The sequence below is a fragment of the Halodesulfovibrio sp. genome (assembly GCF_015482765.1).
Lineage (GTDB): Bacteria > Desulfobacterota > Desulfovibrionia > Desulfovibrionales > Desulfovibrionaceae > Halodesulfovibrio.
Genome location: NZ_JADMLB010000027.1, coordinates 42,144 through 61,119, shown reverse-complemented (window position 1 = coordinate 61,119; position 18,976 = coordinate 42,144). Strand labels below are relative to the sequence as shown.

At 45.3% G+C, this 18,976-nt stretch carries 13 protein-coding genes and 1 pseudogene; 9 read left to right on the top strand and 5 right to left on the bottom strand.

All coding sequences use genetic code 11. The features are described 5' to 3' along the window. Together QZY95_RS04865 and gdhA are read right to left on the bottom strand one after the other, a co-directional pair. Positions 1-1,533: pseudogene (locus tag QZY95_RS04865) on the bottom strand (hypothetical protein); the annotation flags it as partial. Positions 1,534-1,867: 334 nt separating this feature from the next. Beyond that, positions 1,868-3,214, bottom strand: a complete 1,347-nt coding sequence (gdhA, locus tag QZY95_RS04860) for an NADP-specific glutamate dehydrogenase (protein ID WP_290919976.1) — start codon at positions 3,212-3,214, stop codon at positions 1,868-1,870. A 256-nt stretch (positions 3,215-3,470) separates the two neighbouring features. On the opposite strand from gdhA, the gene QZY95_RS04855 reads away from it, so the two are divergent. Further along, positions 3,471-3,890: a YccF domain-containing protein gene (locus QZY95_RS04855; RefSeq protein ID WP_290919973.1), complete on the top strand. Its 420-nt coding sequence runs from the start codon at positions 3,471-3,473 to the stop codon at positions 3,888-3,890. 99 nt (positions 3,891-3,989) lie between these two features. Here the strand turns inward: QZY95_RS04855 and QZY95_RS04850 are convergent, their stop codons facing one another. From QZY95_RS04850 to QZY95_RS04840, 3 genes are all read right to left on the bottom strand, one after another. Next, positions 3,990-5,168: a YibE/F family protein gene (locus QZY95_RS04850; RefSeq protein WP_290919970.1), complete on the bottom strand. Its 1,179-nt coding sequence runs from the start codon at positions 5,166-5,168 to the stop codon at positions 3,990-3,992. Between the two features lie 121 nt (positions 5,169-5,289). Next, positions 5,290-6,888: an alkaline phosphatase gene (locus QZY95_RS04845; protein ID WP_290919967.1), complete on the bottom strand. Its 1,599-nt coding sequence runs from the start codon at positions 6,886-6,888 to the stop codon at positions 5,290-5,292. A 530-nt stretch (positions 6,889-7,418) separates the two neighbouring features. Next, on the bottom strand, positions 7,419-8,657 hold the full coding sequence (locus tag QZY95_RS04840; RefSeq protein ID WP_290919965.1) for a M48 family metallopeptidase: 1,239 nt from the start codon (positions 8,655-8,657) through the stop codon (positions 7,419-7,421). A 604-nt stretch (positions 8,658-9,261) separates the two neighbouring features. Between QZY95_RS04840 and ald the strand changes: the two genes are divergently transcribed. The 8 genes from ald to QZY95_RS04800 all read left to right on the top strand — a co-directional run bounded on the left by ald (position 9,262) and on the right by QZY95_RS04800 (position 18,888). Then, entirely contained in the window at positions 9,262-10,365 is a 1,104-nt protein-coding gene (ald, locus tag QZY95_RS04835; RefSeq protein WP_290919963.1) for an alanine dehydrogenase, read from the top strand. 350 nt (positions 10,366-10,715) lie between these two features. After that, positions 10,716-11,456, top strand: a complete 741-nt coding sequence (glnH, locus tag QZY95_RS04830) for a glutamine ABC transporter substrate-binding protein GlnH (RefSeq protein WP_290919960.1) — start codon at positions 10,716-10,718, stop codon at positions 11,454-11,456. Between the two features lie 115 nt (positions 11,457-11,571). Next, positions 11,572-12,243 carry an ABC transporter permease subunit gene (locus QZY95_RS04825; protein WP_290919957.1) on the top strand — a complete coding sequence of 224 codons (672 nt, stop codon included), beginning with the start codon at positions 11,572-11,574 and terminating at the stop codon, positions 12,241-12,243. A gap of 27 nt (positions 12,244-12,270) precedes the next feature. Then, a complete protein-coding gene (locus QZY95_RS04820; RefSeq protein ID WP_290919982.1) occupies positions 12,271-12,990 on the top strand; it encodes an amino acid ABC transporter ATP-binding protein in 720 nt (239 codons plus the stop codon). A gap of 368 nt (positions 12,991-13,358) precedes the next feature. Beyond that, positions 13,359-16,502: a UvrD-helicase domain-containing protein gene (locus QZY95_RS04815; protein ID WP_290919954.1), complete on the top strand. Its 3,144-nt coding sequence runs from the start codon at positions 13,359-13,361 to the stop codon at positions 16,500-16,502. Positions 16,503-16,527: 25 nt separating this feature from the next. Beyond that, positions 16,528-17,343 (top strand): cobamide remodeling phosphodiesterase CbiR, encoded by an 816-nt coding sequence (cbiR, locus tag QZY95_RS04810; RefSeq protein WP_290919951.1) that lies wholly within the window; start codon positions 16,528-16,530, stop codon positions 17,341-17,343. Then, positions 17,343-17,849, top strand: coding sequence for a bifunctional adenosylcobinamide kinase/adenosylcobinamide-phosphate guanylyltransferase (locus QZY95_RS04805; protein ID WP_290919948.1), 507 nt, complete (start codon positions 17,343-17,345; stop codon positions 17,847-17,849). Before cbiR ends, QZY95_RS04805 begins: the two co-directional genes overlap by 1 nt. A 1-nt stretch (position 17,850) precedes the next feature. Continuing rightward, entirely contained in the window at positions 17,851-18,888 is a 1,038-nt protein-coding gene (locus QZY95_RS04800) for a DHH family phosphoesterase (protein ID WP_290919945.1), read from the top strand. Positions 18,889-18,976 lie beyond the last annotated feature (88 nt).

The window sequence follows — 18,976 nt, the reverse complement described above, 5'->3', positions numbered from 1 at the left end:
CAGCCAGTCGGGAAGCTTGGCTTCCAGACATATTTTGACAACTTCTTCGTCTTTAAAGTCTTCATCTGCAAGATAGCCGAGGTCATTAAGCCGAAGGAAGCTGTCGAATCCTTCTGTTGCAATGCTAAGTACTTTGGGCGGAATGATGTCGATATTAGGGTATTTTTTGTTAAGCCAGCCGCTTTGTTCTATAAGCCGGAACATAAAGGCCAGACTGCGAGCCTTCCCGCCGATTGATCCCTCTCCTATTTTGAGAAAATCGGTCTGCGGGTCAAAATCATTTTCTTTGAAGCTCACAACAATTCCGCGTTGTCGTTGTTGGAGCCTGTTGTGGATTTGCTGAACAACAAAGGTGCGCATGGCATCAACGCTGTTTTCGAAATCTTCGGCTGTGAGCGGGCGCATAACACAGGCAAGTTCTGTTTCTGTCCGCGCAAAAAACCATCGGGAAAAGTCATTGTTCAGGCAATGCATCAGAAAAACATCATCCGGCACCTGATCCAGCTTCTCCTTGAGTTGGAACATGGTATGGGCACGGTCTATTTCTACCCCGTCTTTGTTTCTGAAGATAAAATCTCCAAACCCTAAATGCTCGCTCACAAAGCGATGAAGTTCTGCCAAGAGAAGCGGTGAGTTTTTATCAATGAATTCACATGGTATCTCTTTGGAATACCATTGGTTCACAGATTCACTGCTCGCAAGCAGAAGCGGAATATCTTTTCTTTCCTGCTTGATTTCGGAAAGCAGTGTAACTCCGGCGGAAGGGTCGATCATGCCGTTTCGCGGGTATCGAACATCAGAAATAACCCCGAGAACATATTGTTCATATTCGCGAAAGTATTCCATTGCTTCTTCATATGTTTCCGCAACCAGAATTTTAGGGCGGGCGCGCATAACAAGCAGACGATGTTCCTGATTCAGCCCTTCCTGAATAACAGCCTGTGCCTGTTGCACTAACGCGCGGTACAGAATCGGCAGAAACGAGGATATATAGCTTGGAGAGTCTTCTACGAGAATAATGTTGCGAATACCGGCTTCGCGGGTATCGGACTCAAGGTTAAGTTTATCTTCTGTAAGCTTAACAATAGCCATGAGAAGCTCGGCATCGCCGGTCCACAGGAAGCAATGATCCAGATTCTTGCGCTTAAGCTTGGAGCTTTGGCGTATTTCTCTATGGGTAAGAACAACGACTGGCAGATCAGGTACAAACGCATCGATCCGTTGTTTGAGATCGATAAGCTCCGGCTCAGCGAGACCGGACATGAGTATAACCATGTCTGCCGGACGTCTTTCTAATGCTGCGGGAATATCTTCAGGGGAAGATATCCACGAGAGTCGTGGCGGAGAACTTAAATTCAGTCCTCGGTATTCACTGGCAAGGCGTGCGGAAAGGTTGCAATCTTCTTCCATCACCCACGCATCGTAAGGAGAAGAAACAAGAAGAATATGTTTAACCTTCAGGCGCATGAGGTCGTGGTATACGGTGAATTTGTTTTCAGCTGTAATTCGATGACAAAAATCAGAACGTACCATAGTGCCCCGCTCTTTTGAGGGTGAATCAGAAAAGTTCTCTATGAGCAGCGACGGGCAGTCCAGGCTTCCGCGTGATTCTTTTTTGTTTCTTAAATAAGAAGTATGACTGTGCTAAGCGGAACTGCTGCCCTGAAAAAAAGATGCTGTTGTACAATTTGTAGCACCTGCAAGCTCTTAGAGCAATGACTCACCTCAAAGAATGGAGTGGCTTGATTGAATAAAGAACGGAGGTAGTATGGAAGACAGAAAAAAGAGGCACACATGAAAATATGTGTGCCTCTTGAGGGATCAATATGATCTAACTGTGTACTGTGTAATCTGTACGTTTGGTGCGTTATACAACGCCCTGATCGATCATGGCGTCCGCAACTTTTGTGAATCCGGCAATGTTTGCGCCGTTCACGTAGTTACGAGGAGTGCCATAGTATTCAGCTGTATCCAGACAACGTTTGTGGATGTTTTTCATGATCACACGAAGACGTTCATCAACTTCTTCACGGCTCCAGCTCAGGCGCATAGAGTTTTGTGACATTTCAAGACCGGAAACAGAAACGCCGCCGGCGTTTGCAGCTTTACCGGGGCCGTACATAAGTTTTTCCTGCACAAAAAGGTCGATACCTTCCGGCATGGTCGGCATGTTTGACCCTTCAGAAATAACATTAACGCCGTTGGCTACAAGGTTTGCAGCATCTTTACCGTTAATTTCGTTCTGTGTTGCGCATGGGAAAGCACAGTCGGCTTTGTGGTTCCACAGAGGGTTGAAGTCTGCAGTCGGATCAACAGGAGTGTATACAGCTTCAGGGTACTCTTCAGCATATTCACTTACGCGGCCGAAGCGTACGTTTTTGAGTTCTTTAATGAACGCGAGTTTTTCCTGATCCACACCTTTCTCATCATAAATGTACCCTGAGGAGTCAGAGAACGTTACAGGAACACTGCCAAGTTCAATGAGTTTTTCCATTGCATACTGGGCAACGTTACCGGAACCGGAAACAAGGCTGCGAGTATCTTTCAGAGTACGGCCGTCAACTGCAAGCATTTCAGCTGCAAAGTAAACAGCACCGTAACCGGTAGCTTCAGGACGGATAAGGCTGCCGCCCCAGTCCAGACCTTTGCCGGTTAATACGCCGGAAAATTCATTGCGCAGGCGTTTGTACTGACCGAAAAGGAAGCCGATTTCACGAGCACCAACGCCGATATCACCAGCCGGAACGTCTGTGTTAGGGCCGATATGACGGGAAAGCTCAGTCATAAAGCTTTGGCAGAAGCGCATAATTTCCATGTTGCTTTTGCCTTTAGGGTCAAAGTCGGAACCACCTTTACCGCCGCCCATAGGGAGACTGGTGAGTGCGTTTTTAAACACCTGCTCAAAAGCGAGGAACTTAAGAATGCCTAAGTTTACAGAAGGGTGGAAGCGTAATCCGCCTTTGTAAGGGCCGATAGCGCTGTTCATTTCAATACGGAACCCGCGGTTAACCCGAACATTGCTATCATCGTCAATCCAAGGAACACGGAACATAATAACGCGTTCAGGCTCAACAATGCGTTCGAGGATATTAGCGCTGCGGTAATGAGGATTGCGATCAAGGACTGGCTTGATAGAATCTACAACTTCAGTAACCGCTTGATGAAATTCACGCTCATTAGGGTCTCTGCTTTTAATAAGGTCGAGAATATCCATTCGTTGGACTCCTTAGGGCTGCAGCGACGCGCAGCAAAAACAACGTTAAATTCATGTACAGATTAGTGGCGACATACTGCACTTTTTTTTGCAATGTTGGAATACAAAGGCAAAAAATATTGTAAACTGGACAAACTTGCTTTTTAATTCAATTCATACTTATTATTAAAAGTTCAGAAAAACTACATGTCTCCTTACAAAAATGTTAAACAGTCCGGCATGTTATATGACGGAAATAGAAAATGGTAGAAAAAATATGCTTAAAATTATTATGAACATCCTCTGGTTATTCCTCGGAGGGTTGCAAATGGCGCTGGGATGGCTGATTGCCGGAATCATCATGATTATCTCAATTGTAGGGATTCCGTGGGCGCGATCCTGCTTTGTTATTGCCAAATTTACCCTCTGGCCGTTCGGTAAAGAAGTCGTAAACCGTTATGATATAAATGGTTGCCACGACATTGGAACCGGCTGTTTAGGTGTAGTCGGCAATATTATCTGGTTTGTCGTTGCAGGATTATGGCTTGCCATCGGACACTTGTTTTTTGCCTTTGCGAACTTTATTACCATTATTGGCATTCCGTTCGGTTTCCAGCACCTCAAACTTGCAGTAATTTGCCTTGCACCTATCGGAAAAACCGTTGCTGACGATCCGAATTCATTGCTTAATCGTTAAAATGAGTTATTTCAATTTTTTTACATTAGATTGATTCTCTATAATTTTGATTTACAACTAAAAAAAGCCGAAGCATTGCTTCGGCTTTTTTATGGAAAACTAATTTTCAATAATTTTGTCTGTTGGCGGGGAAGTGCTTGAGCCGCAAGGTGTTTCGGGGATTTTTGTTGTGCAGGTACTGAGTAAAATTCCCGTAATCAGGGCAGTTACAGGAGCAACCATTAAGAGTCCGATACTCCCAATAAGAATTCTAAAAATTTCTGCGGCAACGAGCTTCATATTTACAATTCTCGTAAAACTGGTTCCTTGGGATACAAAAACCATCAACATGGTTAGATATCCACCCGAGTAGGCAAGGAGCAGAGTTGTTGCCATTGTCCCGATTACCATCCTTCCCACAGTAAAGCCGGATTGAATCAGCTCGCGCATGGATATGTCCGGTTTTTTGCATTTTACTTCATTCATAGAAACGCTCACATCCATGGCTATATCCATAGCCGCACCGGATGCTCCGAGCAGAACTGCTGAGTAGAAAATGTGTTGAAGATTCAGTCCGTAGTTGCCTTGCATAAGGAGTGTTTGTGCAAATGGGGCTGTCATCCCGCAGAGCTGAAGCTTTTCGCCGAAAAAGAGTGTGAGCAGTAACGTTACCCCTAAGCCGCTGACCGTTCCTAAAAAAGCCGAAAAGCCTTGGCGTGTGAGCCCGGCAACTGTGAGTATTATCACCATGGACAATAGAATGAGCACACTGAGGCTCAGTGGTAACGGGGCTGCTCCGTTGAGCAGGCTGGGTATGTAGTAGCACCAAAGAATGATTAGAGAGGCTACAAAGGAGAATAACGCTTTAATACCTACAACGCCTGAATACAGAACAAGCGCTCCTGCAAAGAGAACAAAAAGTGCTAGCTCCCAATGCTGGCGATACGTGTTGATGGCTTTGGCAAAAGCCACTTTCTGGTTTTCCGTTTGAATTGCGAGAAGAATAGTATCCCCTGCCGAGTAAATTTCATCTAAGTCCAACTGACCATTGAGGTGGTTAATTGCAACAACCCGTTCACCTTTCCAATCCCCTTCCCGTATAACCGTTTCAACAGATTGAATCCCGACGGTTCCAGCTCCCGCCTGAATAATTTCACTGTTATCAACAGAAATCACAGTTCCGCTGACTTCATAGATGTTACATGCAGTAACGGAATCATTTTGCCAATTGGATACAACGTAGAAACAGAGAAGCAATGTCGCTGATAAACAGATCGCGGTGATAGCGTGTCTCGGCATTGATAACCTCGAATAGAAGAAGAGCAGGTTTCCCTGCTCTTCATTATAATAAACGCAAAAGCATGGCAGGAGGTCCCCACGGCTTGAGGTGCCTTGCTTTATTCGTACATTATTTCAGGAGTTAGTTTTTACCGGCAACGTTCTCGGTATTGCCGTATGGGATCTTGGAGTATTTTTCGTTAGGACCGGTAGTGTTGCCCAGCAGAGCTTTGGAAGGAGTACGGTCAAATGTAGATAACTGTGCCCCCATGGCTTTTGCCATTAAGCGAGGAATATCTGTATTGTCTTTGAAGCCGCTGAATTCTTGTGACTGAGCACCGATTGCAGATAATGCAATAACACCGGACGTGTGGACGTATGAAGTCCAGCTGATGCGTGCGCGTTCGGAAACCAGATGCGCAACGGCAATCATGGTTGGAGTGTACGCGTATCCATATGTTGTCTGTTCTGCTGCACTGAGAGTCTGGTTTTTATCTTCAGTGGTCATGGCAGATTCAAGTTTGGCACTTTCACGTTTGTTTAAGTTGGTCAGGCCAAAGTTCTCACCAACATAGTTACGGTATTTCTGGTGGCGAGTAGCCGGATCTGCGTATTTTTTGAGCATTTCAGGGTACACATACGCAAGTGTGTCTTCAACAGAAGCTTTTACTTTGAATAACTCGTTAAGCTTCAAGAAATATCCTTTTGAATCAAGGCTGATGCCCATAGCCATACCACCGGTTTCGTGGTCAGCAGCAACAACTATAAGGGTTTCTTCAGGGTGTTTTTTGTAGAAGGCGTATGCTTTGGCAATAGCTTCATCAAGAGCCAGAGTATCGTAAATAGTACCGGAGGCGTCGTTACAGTGAGCTGCGTAGTCAATACGGCCGCCTTCTACCATCATAAAGAATGGTTTTTCCTGAGCAGCTAATACTTCAATGCCTTTAGAGGTTAACTCTGCAAGCGAAGGCATAGCGTTTACGGTTTCTTTGCTGTTGCGACGGTCGATTTCCATGCCGAGTGCGCTGTATGCGAGAGGAGCGAGAACTTTATCCCCTTTTTTAGGCTGGTAGCTGCGGAACGTGTCACGAGCATCATTACCAATGAAGGTGGTGTATCCTTTAGACGCAAATTCAGCCACGAGATCGCGGTTATCTTTGCGTTTTGATTTAAGACCGTCTTTGTTGCTTTTCGCTACAAAATGACGGAAACCGCCACCCGCAAAGTAATCAAATCCAGTGGAAAGCTGATCAACTGCAATATCGTTTTCGTTACCACGGCTCATATTATGAGCGGAAAAAGACGCAGGAGTCGCGTGGGTGATGCGGGTTGTAGTGGCAATACCTACAGCGTAACCGGCATCGCGTGCAGCTTCAGCAATTGTTTTGATGCTGGTACCGTCCGGCAACTTGGAGACAGCACCGTTTGTGGTCTTAAAACCAGTAGCCAATGCGGTTCCGCCTGCTGCGGAATCTGTAATCATGGTGTTGTCGGAATGGGTGGTAACCAGTGCAGAAACCGGAAAGGTATTCATAACCAGCTTCGCATCTGGGTTTTGTGTCTGAATTTTGTAGAAATATTGAGCAGACTGGCGTTGAGCTGGGCCCATTCCGTCGCCAATGAAGTAGAACACATATTTAGGCGCGGTGGCTGCAAATACACTGGAAGCCATAAGTAATGTAACAGCCAGAATGATCAGGGAGCTAAATCCCGTTTTCTTACTATGTCGGAACAAAGTCATACATCTCTCTCCATTAAAGGTTACAGTCGCGATACAACTCTTCAACTGCTAAAGAGTCAGTTCCCGTTTACTGACTGATGAATGCAAGACTATCCACACAATGCCTTTTATACATTCATCACGTTAGGCTTCAGAAAGCGGAACTGACTTCGGGGGCTTGTCGTCACAATAAAGGTTGTGCCTGCGTGATACCCTAGCCCCTCCCCCTAAGGGGAAGGTCAATGCTTGAGTGCGAAAAAAGATGTAAAATAAATGTTTATTTCTAGTGTATTACATTGTTTGAACGCTCATTTAGTACATGTTTTTGTTTATACGGGGGATTCGTGTTGCTTTAGTTTTTAGACTATTCAAAAAAACACTTTGGAGTGAATTTTGGATATCATTGTTGTATAGAAAAAAGAGATATGCCCATTGCAGCAACTCTTCATTATGGTTTTGATATATATTGTGTATGGTAATTTGTTGAAATAAAAAAAGCGGCTCAATATATTGAGCCGCTTTTTTGCTGTCATATTTCTTTTAACTGAGCATTACTGCGCTGCTTTCTCCAGTGCATTCAGTCGTTCAACAACGGGAGGGTGTGAATAGTGCATAACAACATATGCAGGGTGAGGTGTCAGGTTTGAAAGACTGTTAACCGAAAGCTTTATAAGTGCACTTGCGAGAGCATCCGGTGTTCCAGTGGTTTTTGCTGCAAAGGCATCGGCTTCAAATTCATACTTGCGTGAAAGGTATGATGCAAAAACTGACATGATCATTGAAAGCGGTGTGTACAGGAAACTGAAAAGTACAATACCGACGGCAACAGTCATATTTTCTACGTGAAATACTCTGTACAAAGGAGCATAGCTGAGCACGAGTGAAAGACAAAAGAAGGTGATTCCTGTTGTCGCGATACTTGTGACAAACATTCGTTTGATGTGGTTCAGTTTGCAGTGCCCTATTTCATGAGCAAGAACGCCGACGATTTCTTCGGTGCTCATGGTGTTAACCAGTGTGTCAAAAAGCGCAATTCGCTTTTGTTTTCCGAAGCCAGTGAAGAATGCATTTGCTTTGTTTGAGCGTTTTGAACCGTCGATGATGTAGATTCCAGAGATATGAAATCCGTTTTTATGGGCAAATGCTTCAATTGCCTGTCGCAACTCGCCGTCTTCAAGGGGAGTAAATTTGTTGAATAGAGGCATAATCCAGATTGGAGCAACATATTGTACCGCAAAGATAAACGCTGTTGCAAATCCCCATGCTATGAGCCAGCCGAACGTCTCGAATGTTTCAAAAAACCAGAGAACACCTGCGGCAAGTGGAGCACCTATCAAAACACCAAGCAGTATTCCTTTGAGGCGGTCAGCCAAAAAGAGCTTCGGAGTGGTACGGTTAAAGCCGTATTCTTCTTCAATAACAAAAGTGTGGTAGATAGAAAAAGGTAATGATAAGAGCATAGAGGCAAGAGATACAATACCAAAAAACGCCAGCCCCTGCAGAATGCTGTTTGTGAACAACGCACTGGCCCATTCGTTAAATATATTAAAGATACCGAGTAACAGACAAAGCACGACAGCTATACAAGATATAAAACCGGAAACAAAGGCGAGCTGGTCGTTTCTCTTTGTATACGCTTGAGAGCGGGCATACTTTTTTTCGTCTAATGCATGCTCAAACACTTCGGGAATTGGCTGATCAAGGTGTTGAATATTCAGCCTGCTTACCCATGTTTCAAGAGCCCAGGCACCGATAATGAAAAACAGGATAAGTGCAGTTAGCATAGTCATGGTGTTTCCTTACGACAGATTTTATGTGTGCAATATACTGTTAAAGCTAGCTTTCTCATGGAATTTTTTTACGAATAAGTAAGCTATTTTTTGAGGCAAATGTATACGCTATTTATTTGCTATAGTAAAAAAGCCTTTATTGTCTGCGGAACAACTGGTGTTCTCATATCTTTTTTTCTAAAAAACTGAAGATTAGAGTAAAAAATTCAAAAAAATTAATGAAAAAATCATTTGTGGCAAAAATGCAACGTGCTTGATGGATACTGCATTTTTCGCAGTTTGGGGGAAGCTGGATTGTGTCTGCTTTTTGTAGGTGATTGTTTAAACAGTTAACTCGCTGAAATGGTATGAGAATGTCTTTATGTTGCAAAAATGCAATATGTCTTTCTGTTTTCGCAAATCTCAGTAAATTTACATGTTTTCATTCAAAAAATTGTTTTTTTCTTGTCGCAAAACTGTGGTGGTTGTACAGGGGGAGGTAACCCAAATGGCACACGTTCTAACGTGAAATACTACCATAGATTCAATGCTTACAATCAGGGGCGCAACGTGCCATGGCGTTTCGCAGGCAGGTCATTTCCTCTGAGTGTACAAGGAGAAAGTTATGATTGTTGGTGTACCTAAAGAGATTAAAACTTTGGAAAATCGAGTCGCCCTTACTCCGGGTGGCGCTGCAACCTTAGTTCGTCAAGGTCATACTGTTCTTGTGGAAACGGATGCAGGTCGCGGAAGCGGCTTGTTTGATGAGGAATACATTGCTGCCGGTGCTACCATGGTTTCTGCTGAGGAAGCATGGGGTGCTGAAATGGTTATTAAGGTTAAAGAACCTGTTGCTTCTGAGTACCAGTATCTTCGCGACGGGCTGTTGCTGTTTACCTATCTTCACCTTGCTGCTGAACGTGATTTAACAACTGCGCTGCTTGAGGGCGGAACAACAGCTATTGCATATGAAACAGTTCAACTTCCTAACGGTTGTCTGCCGTTGTTGATGCCTATGTCTGAAGTTGCCGGTCGTATGGCAACGCAGGAAGGCGCAAATTTCTTGAAAAAAGCCAACGGCGGCCGCGGTGTTCTTCTCGGCGGTACTCCGGGGGTAGCTCCGGGGCGCGTAACCGTTGTTGGTGGTGGTATTGTAGGAACTAACGCTGCAAAAATGGCAATCGGTCTCGGTGCAGATGTTACTATTCTTGATGTAAGCCATCAGCGCCTTCAGTACCTCGATGATGTGTTTGGCAACCGTATCCGTACTATCACCTCGACAGAGCCGAACATTCGTGAATGGGTTGCAAATGCAGACCTTGTTGTCGGTGCTGTGCTTATTCCGGGTGCAAAAGCCCCAAGCCTGGTTACAGAAGATATGGTTGAAACCATGCAGGAAGGCGCCGTTATCGTCGACGTTGCCATCGACCAAGGTGGTTGCTGCGAAACAATCAAACCGACAACGCATGATGATCCTGTCTTTAACCTGCACGGCGTTGTTCATTACGGCGTTACAAATATGCCGGGTGCGGTTCCGCGTACTTCTACTTTTGCACTGAGCAACCAAACCTTACCGTATGCTATTCAGCTTGCTAACAAGGGCATGGATGCGCTGCGTGCTGACCGTTCTCTCGCTCTTGGTTTGAATACCTATAAAGGCAAACTTACTTGCCCTGCTGTTGGTGAAGCCTTTGAACTGTTCTCAATGTCACCGGAAGATGTCTTGTAGTTTCTGTTCATTTTGAGACGTATTTACTGTCCGGCTTCTTTTTTGAAGCCGGATTTTTTTTATCCCTATCTATTACCTTACGTTTTTGTTAAAAGTAGAAGGCGTGGAGTGTTTACAAAACGGTGAGTATTGCCGCGGAATAATTGAATCGAAATGTTGTGATATGTTAAAAATTTTTTACATTTAACAAAAACGAAAAAAAATGCAGCTCGTTTGATTTTTTTTATTCCATCTGCTAATACTCTCTCGGTTTGAGAACACATTTTCGTTAAACTTTTGTGCAACGGAAAAATGAAATAGTAGGAATTTTACACAGTAGTTATCGTAATCATTTTTTTGGAGGGTTCTTTATGAAACGTCTTATCGCAGTCTTTGCAGCTTTACTCGTTATTACAATGGCTTCTACAGCTTTTGCTGAAAAGCTTGTTGTAGCTCACGATACCAACTTCAAACCGTTTGAATTTAAACAGAACGGTGAATACGTTGGTTTTGATATCGATATGTGGAAAGAAGTTGCGAAACGTATGGACCTTGATTACGAATTCCAGCCAATGGACTTTAACGGTATTATCCCGGGCCTTCAGGCTGGTTCTATTGACGCAGCGGTAGCTGGCATCACAATCAAACCTTCCCGTGCTGAAGTTGTTGATTTCTCTGATGGCTACTACGATTCCGGTCTTGTTATCCTCGTTCGTTCTGACAACAACGACATCAAAGACATCAACGATTTGAAAGACAAAATCGTTGCTACCAAGCTTGCTACCTCTTCTGTTGACCTTGCTCAGCAGTACGTTCCTAAAAAGAATATCAAACTCTTCCCGAACAACGACAACATGTTCATGGAACTCATGACCGGCGGCGCAGACGCAGTTATCTTCGATATGCCTGTTGTTAAAGACTTCGAAGCAAAAGCAGGTCAGGGCATGGTTAAAGTAGTTGGTCCTATCTATCAGGGTCAGGCTTACGGTATCGCATTCCCTAAAGGTTCTAAACTGGTTTCCGGCGTAAACAAAGCGCTGAAAGAAATGAAAGCAGACGGAACATACAACGACATTTTCATGAAGTGGTTCGGTTACGCACCTGCTAAATAGCAGTCTTCTTTTTCCTCATAGAAAGTAAAACATAGGGATGGCGTTGTGCCATCCCTATGTATATTTTATACGCTGAATTTTTTCAGCTTAAGTTACCCCAAAGGCAGATACACTCATGGCATTTCAGTTTAAACCAGAAGTGATGGTAGACACTCTTCCTCTTCTCGCAGAAGGGCTTGAGCTTACAATCTACATCACTCTCCTTGGCCTTGCGTTCGGCTTTATTATCGGCACAGTCGCAGGCTTAGGTCGACTTTCTCAAAATAGAATTAATCGCTCCCTTGCGGGCATTTATATAGAAATTATCCGTGGTACCCCGATGATTGTTCAGGCGTTGTTCCTGTACTTCGGTGTACCGCTTGTTTCCGGAGTCCGTATTGATCCGATTACAGCGGGTGTTATCACCATTGCTGTGAACTCCGGTGCATATATTGCGGAAATTGTACGTGGCGCTGTTCAGTCTATTGATGCAGGACAGTTTGAAGCAGGTCGCTCTATCGGTCTTACCCATAACCAGACCATGCTTTCTATCATTTGGCCTCAGGCGTTCCGCCGTATGATTCCGCCACTTGGCAACCAGTTTATCATTTCGCTTAAAGATACCTCACTCCTTACCGTTATCGGTGTAGCAGAACTTACCCGTTCCGGTCAGGAGATTGTTGCGGTTAACTTCCGTTCATTCGAAGTGTACCTGACTGTAGCGATCGTATACCTTTGTATGACTCTTTCCATTGCGAAAGGGCTTCGCTGGTATGAGAAAAAATTGATGGCACGCAGCCGCCGCTAGGAGCTTGTTATGAGCGATACATCAAATATGATTGAAATCCGTAATCTGCACAAAAATTACGGTGATATAGAAGTAATTAAGGGTGTTGATTTAAGTGTTAAGCAGGGGGAAGTAGTTGTTATTCTGGGGCCTTCCGGTTCCGGTAAATCTACAGTGCTCCGCTGTATCAACCGCCTTGAAGAAATCACATCCGGTTCTATCGTTGTTGATGGCTACGACTTGTACGCCAAGGAAACAGATATCAACTACGTGCGTTCAGAAGCAGGTATGGTGTTCCAGCAGTTTAACCTGTTCCCGCACCTCTCTGTTTTGCAGAACATCACCATCGGACTGATTAAAGTTCGTAAGATGGATAAAGCAGAAGCGGATAAAATTGCTCTGAGCCTGCTCGATAAAGTTGGTCTTCCGGATAAAGCTGCAGCATACCCTGATCAGCTTTCCGGTGGTCAGAAGCAGCGTGTTGCCATTGCCCGTTCTTTGGCAATGAACCCGAAAGTTATTCTTTTTGACGAACCAACCTCTGCACTCGACCCTGAGTTGGTAGGTGAGGTTCTCGATGTAATGAAGAATCTTGCTGATGAAGGTATGACCATGGTGGTTGTAACGCATGAGATGGGATTTGCACGTGAAGTTGCTGACCGTGTAATCTTTATTGCAGACGGCGTTATTCAGGAAGAGGAAGCTCCTGATGAGTTTTTCTCTAATCCTAAGAACCCTCGTCTTAAAGACTTTCTTGGCAAGTTGTAATACTTGCTTTCACGTCGCTGCAATCGCAGTGGTACGAAATAGTCAGATAAACGGCTGTCCCTGATAGGGCAGCCGTTTTTTTTGATATCTAGACACTGTAAATTTTGGGGAAAGAGCTGAAGGAGCGTGCACCGATAAAGCATCATTTTGTGATCAGGCAAAAAGGCGTGTTGTGAACAAACACCAACTGCCTCAAGAGCTGATGACAAGAGAGCTTGAGCAGTGGTTGCACCATTTTAAGAGCATAAAAATCGAAATCGTAACGCAATTGTCTAGGGAGTATTCCTCTGATACAGGTATTGAACGGAAAGATGTATTTCACTGTCTGCGTTACGCAGCCAACGGCTTTAAGCTAGGATAATTGCTCCATGAAACAGTTTCGCGCCGATTTGCATATTCACTCCAGATTTTCCCGTGCCACAAGTAAGAAATTAACCCCGCGCCATCTGGCAGCATGGGCAGAGGTAAAAGGGCTTGATGTTCTGGGGACGGGTGACTGCACACATCCAGAATGGCTTGATGAGCTGGAAGACCAGCTTGAAGAGGACAGTCAAAGTGGATTGTACAGATTGAAAGACACATCGGATCTCGGGAAAGAAATACCGCGGTTCGGTGATGCTCCAATGCACGGACGCTCTCTGTTTATGCTTCAGGGCGAAATCAGCTCCATTTATAAACGTGGCGGCAAGGTGAGGAAGGTTCATAACCTTGTCTACATGCCGAACTTTGAGGCTGCCCGAAAATTCAGCAACCGACTCGGCGAAGTCGGTAACATCACATCAGACGGCCGTCCTATTCTTGGGATGGACTCACGGGACATCCTTGATCTCGTGCTAGATACCCATCCCTTAGCATTTTTGATTCCTGCTCATATCTGGACACCGTGGTTCTCTCTGTTCGGCTCAAAGTCCGGTTTTGATACCATTGAAGAATGTTACGGCGAGTACACTTCAGAAATTTTTGCGCTTGAAACCGGTCTTTCTTCCGATCCGGAAATGAACTGGCTTTGGAGCGCTCTCGATCGTTTTGCATTGGTTTCAAACTCCGATGCACATTCCGGTGACAAGCTTGGACGCGAGTGTAACCTGTTTGCCGGTGATATCTCTTTTGAAGGCATGTATCGCAGTCTGCGCGGTGAAGGTCTTGGTCATAAATTTTTAGGAACGATGGAGTTCTTCCCTGAAGAGGGCAAATACCACCTTGACGGTCATCGAAAGTGTAATGTTGTTATGGAGCCGAGAGAGACCTTGACCCGTGACGGAATTTGCCCTGTGTGTGGCAAGCCGTTAACCGTGGGAGTGCTCAACAGGATCTTAACTCTTGCAGATAGAGACACTCCTAAGCAACCGACTAAAGCCGGTGATTACAGTTCATTGATTCCGCTTCCTGAGCTTATGAGCGAAGTGCTTGGCGTGGGGCCGAAGACAAAGAAAGTTATGACGCTTTATTCTGAGACCATCCAGAAGCTTGGTTCAGAAATGGCGATTCTTAAAGAGGTTCCTGAGGAGGACATTAAGAAAGTTCACCCTATCCTAGCAGAAGCAGTCAGCAGAATGCGTAAAGGTGAAGTGCTGCGCCAGCCTGGATTTGATGGCGAATACGGCGTGGTTCGCGTGTTCTCACAAAAGGAACGTAACGAGTTCAAGCACGGCAAGTCATTGATCGATATTCCGGAAAAAGTAACCGGACTGACTCCGCAAGAAGAAGCATCCATCATGCCTGTTTTTGATTCCGCAGTTCAGCAGTTGCAGGAACAGCCGGAAGAAATAGCGTATAACGATGCCCAACAGCAGGCGATTACCTCGTCTCCTGACCCTGTACTTGTTATGGCAGGACCCGGAACAGGGAAAACCCGTACGTTGATCGGCAGAATTGAGCACCTGCTCGGCTCCGGCGTTAAGGCGCGTCAAATTCTGGCGTTAACCTTTACTCGTCGTGCCGCACAGGAGCTGACAACGCGCCTTGCAGACTCTATCCAGAATGAATTGTCTATTCCGCGTGCGGACACTCTTCATGGTCTTGCGTTTGAATACTGGCAGAACTCATATTCTGACGCACCGACCTTGCTTTCTGAAGAAGGATCAAAACGTGTGTTTGCAGAAGCCAACGCAGAGGCGAGCAAACAGCAGTGCAAAAGATCATGGGAAGTCATTTCACTGTGTCGCGAACGTATGGAACCGTGCCCTGAAGAAGAGCAGCAAGCATACGATAACTATTCAGGTCTGAAGAATTCATGGAATCTGGCAGACTATACCGATCTGCTTGAGTTCTGGCTTGAATCACTGCGCAATAATGTTTTTGTTCGTCCTTGGACGCATGTCCTTGTTGATGAAATTCAGGACTTATCTCCGCTTCAGCTGGCGGTTGTTCGTGAACTTGTTTCACAGGATGACCAGAACGGGCAGGGATTTTTCGGAATCGGCGATCCGGATCAGTCGATTTATGGATTCAGGGGCGCTCATGGAGGCGTTCAGGAGTATCTTGCGAAAGAGCTTCCTTCCCTTAAGACAATTCAACTTTCAGAAAACTATCGCTCATCACAGCAGATAGTGGACTACGCAAGCACGCTTATGCTGCCTGCTCGTGAAGCAGCACCTATTGAAGCAAAGAAATCAGTAGAAGCTGAAGTAAGGATGTTCGAAGCACCAACATCGGAAGCTGAAGCATCGTGGATAGGCGAGCAGGTGCGCGGTCTGCTGGGACAAACCAGCCACTCGTTACAAGATAACAGGCAGGAGCGGCTTCTCGGAGGCGAACTTTCTCCGGGAGATATTGCTGTTCTTGTCCGCTTCAAAGCGCTCATTCCAGTCATCAGTCAGACACTTAATCGACTGGGCATCCCATGTGCTGTGCCGGAACAGGAAGCATTTTGGGTTGATCCGCGTATCGAGCTTATTTTGGCTGCTGCCGGTCGATTTGTGGGGATTTCCAGTGAAGAAGGCGAAGAGCAGATTAATTGTCCTGATGCTGTTCTTGCTAAAGGACCCCAAGGCATCGCTGTGTATATGGAAGATCTTCCGCCGTTTGATCGTCTTTTCTGGAAGTCCACAGCATTCAAACAGCTTGTAACTCACTATAAAGAGCACAAAGGATGGGCGGGTTTACTGAACTGGATTAATTTACAGACTGAGCTTGATCTGGTGCGTCAGAAGAGTGAAAAAGTACAGATCATGTCCATGCATGCTTCAAAAGGACTTGAGTTCAAAGCCGTGTTCTTACCGGCACTTGAAGATGGCATTATGCCTTATTCCGGTATGAACACGTTAACAGGAACAGCGTCCACAGCTCCGGATCAGTTTGATATAGCAGAAGAACGCCGCCTGCTCTATGTGGCAATGACCCGTGCAGAGCAGCTGTTATTCCTCAGCCATTCCGGAAAACGTATGATTTATGGTCACACTGTGCATCTTTCACCGTCCCGTTTTTTGAGAGATTTGCCGGATGACGGCCTGATGCATTCTGCACTTAAGGCAAAGAAAAAACACAAAGAAACACAATTGAGTTTGTTGTAATTCGGCAGGTCATATATAGTAGCGTATGCAGCAGAACCAAAATCAAAATAATCGTAACCCTCAGTCTCTTCAATCATACAGGAGCGCCGCCCCGTCATGGGTTATGGCAGGAACCGTCTATGAAAACTGTGTGTTTCTTGAAGGAAAGGTAGACGAAGTTGCGCTATTGTTCTTTGAAACACAATCGTGCCTTGAATATGGTGAGGAAGATTTACCGAGCCAACTCTCAACATTAAATTTGAGCTACCATGTGCATTTGCCGCTCGATCTTCCATGGGAAAACGCAGATGTTACAGCGCAGATTATTCTGCAATTAATGGAAAAAGTTCATTTTCTCGGTGTGCGAAAAGCGGTGTTACATCCTCCGGTTACGCAGGGAGAAAATGCATTTTCTGTAGAAGCGGCTCAACAGAAACTTACGGCAGTTGCGCGGGCATGGAAGAGTCATGGATTTGACTGTAATGATTTACTAATTGAGAATATTGAAGGTGCAGATCTTGTTGATCTTGCATCCGTTATTACAGATTCAGGACTTGGTGTATGCATTGACATAGGGCATATCATTGCATACGGGCATACTGCACTTCTTGATCGTACTGATATTTTTACCCGACTTCGCATGATTCACATAAACGCACCCGCGGATATAACAACGCAGAAGGGGCGCAGTAAGCATGTAAGTCTGGAGAACCTTGATGCATCCGGAAAGCGGATAGCGCGTAAGGTATTACAAGCTTGCGGTAAGGACTGCACGCTTGTGTACGAGCTGTTTAACTGGAAGCATATCGAATCAACAATTCCGATTGTTGAAGAACTGCTTCTGATGGAAGGACAAGAGTAATGATCCGACTTATTCTGGGGGGAGACAAGTCAGGCAAATCCGATTTTGGATTGCAACGCTTGTACGAGGGAAACTCTCCTTCCGTGTTACTGGCAACAGGTCAGGCGCAGGATTTTTCTTTCGGTCGCCAGATTCTGGATCACCGCTTAGCAAGAAAACCGGAAATTCCTGTTAAAGAAACAGGAATAGAATTGCCCCGCCTTCTGGAAAAGTCCATACTGGAGTATCAGTCTATTCTTATCGACAGTTTAGACTTTTGGGTATTCTCTTGTGGAGACCAGTGGCAGCAGGCACAGGATGCGTTGCTCCACAGCCTTTCATTGGTTCCTGATGATGTTCAGGTTACTATTGTTTCTTGTGAGGCAGGACTCGGCCCAATCGCGGCAAGTTCTCAGGTTCGTCAATTTATTCGCAGATTAGGCACTCTGAATCAGGCTGTTGCAGCCGTGAGTGATGAGGTCTGCCTCATGATTGCGGGAATCCCGCTCTATGTAAAAAAGGCGTAACATGTCGTACTTTCGTAATGTAAAACCACAGATTGACCAGCTTCTGGGAATGTTCTCACGTAATGAACGCTGGCTTATCACCATTAATGCCGATCCGGATGCAATGGGCTCTGCACTTGCGCTTAAACGCATCATGAGCCATCGGGTCGCGGATGTGGATATTGCCCGTGTGAACGAAATTACCCGTCCGGACAACCTTGCTATGGTTCGTTTGCTCCGCATTCCAATGGTCAAACTTACTCCGCAGGTTTCAGCGCAATACGACAGATTCGCAATTGTCGACTCACAGCCGCACCATCACCCGCTGTTCAGTGAATTGGACTACTCCATTGTTATCGACCATCACCCGTTGAATGAAGATTACCCTGTTACTTCAGAATTTCAGGAAATTTTACCGGGCTATGGTTCAAACAGCACAATTCTTACGGAGTACCTGTACCAGCTGAAAATCAGACCGGGTAAAATGCTCGCAACGGCCCTTATGTACGGCATCAAAACAGATACCAACGACTTTGAGAGAAACTTCAACGAAGTTGATATCCGTGCTTTTAAGGTACTGAGCAAATTTGCGAACCATCCACTTTTGTCACGTATAGCACGAAGTGAAATGCATTCAGACTGGCTGGAGTATTTCTCCAGAGCCATCACAGGGATGCATAAGGTCGGTTCCGGTCGCTACTCCTTTGTCGGAATGGTTGAGAACCCTGACGCTCTTGTTGTTATTGCAGATTTCTTCATGCGCGTGCATGAAATGCGCTGGGTGGCGGTATGCGGCGTCTATCAGGATAAAGCAGTCATTATTTTCCGTGGTGACGGTGTAAACCGTGATCTTGGGCATTTTGCCTATTGCCAGTTTAACGATGTCGGCTCTGCTGGTGGACACAAAGCATTGGCGCGTGCAGAAATTCCTATCGAAGCGCTTGAAGGAAAAGATGTAGAGATGTTTGTGTTTAAACGTCTCGTTTCCCCTACCCGTAATCGTTCCATCAAATGCGCAAAACCTGCCGAAGATGATATAGAAAAAATGTGTGACGAATAATTTCGTGACGAAAGTTGCGCCTGAAAATTGTGCGGCAATGCTCTTCTTGCATTCTTAGAGAACAAAAAGTAGACTCACAGGCTTCGTT

Excerpts from the sequence above, each read along its gene's own strand:
- QZY95_RS04840 (WP_290919965.1), bottom strand. The coding sequence starts at position 8,657 with ATGACTATGCTAACTGCACTTATCCTGTTTTTCATTATCGGTGCCTGG.
- QZY95_RS04820 (WP_290919982.1), top strand. The coding sequence starts at position 12,271 with ATGATTGAAATCCGTAATCTGCACAAAAATTACGGTGATATAGAAGTA.
- QZY95_RS04800 (WP_290919945.1), top strand. The coding sequence starts at position 17,851 with ATGTCGTACTTTCGTAATGTAAAACCACAGATTGACCAGCTTCTGGGA.
- QZY95_RS04805 (WP_290919948.1), top strand. The coding sequence starts at position 17,343 with ATGATCCGACTTATTCTGGGGGGAGACAAGTCAGGCAAATCCGATTTT.
- cbiR (WP_290919951.1), top strand. The coding sequence starts at position 16,528 with ATGCAGCAGAACCAAAATCAAAATAATCGTAACCCTCAGTCTCTTCAA.
- QZY95_RS04825 (WP_290919957.1), top strand. The coding sequence starts at position 11,572 with ATGGCATTTCAGTTTAAACCAGAAGTGATGGTAGACACTCTTCCTCTT.
- ald (WP_290919963.1), top strand. The coding sequence starts at position 9,262 with ATGATTGTTGGTGTACCTAAAGAGATTAAAACTTTGGAAAATCGAGTC.
- gdhA (WP_290919976.1), bottom strand. The coding sequence starts at position 3,214 with ATGGATATTCTCGACCTTATTAAAAGCAGAGACCCTAATGAGCGTGAA.
- QZY95_RS04815 (WP_290919954.1), top strand. The coding sequence starts at position 13,359 with ATGAAACAGTTTCGCGCCGATTTGCATATTCACTCCAGATTTTCCCGT.
- QZY95_RS04855 (WP_290919973.1), top strand. The coding sequence starts at position 3,471 with ATGCTTAAAATTATTATGAACATCCTCTGGTTATTCCTCGGAGGGTTG.
- QZY95_RS04850 (WP_290919970.1), bottom strand. The coding sequence starts at position 5,168 with ATGCCGAGACACGCTATCACCGCGATCTGTTTATCAGCGACATTGCTT.
- QZY95_RS04845 (WP_290919967.1), bottom strand. The coding sequence starts at position 6,888 with ATGACTTTGTTCCGACATAGTAAGAAAACGGGATTTAGCTCCCTGATC.
- glnH (WP_290919960.1), top strand. The coding sequence starts at position 10,716 with ATGAAACGTCTTATCGCAGTCTTTGCAGCTTTACTCGTTATTACAATG.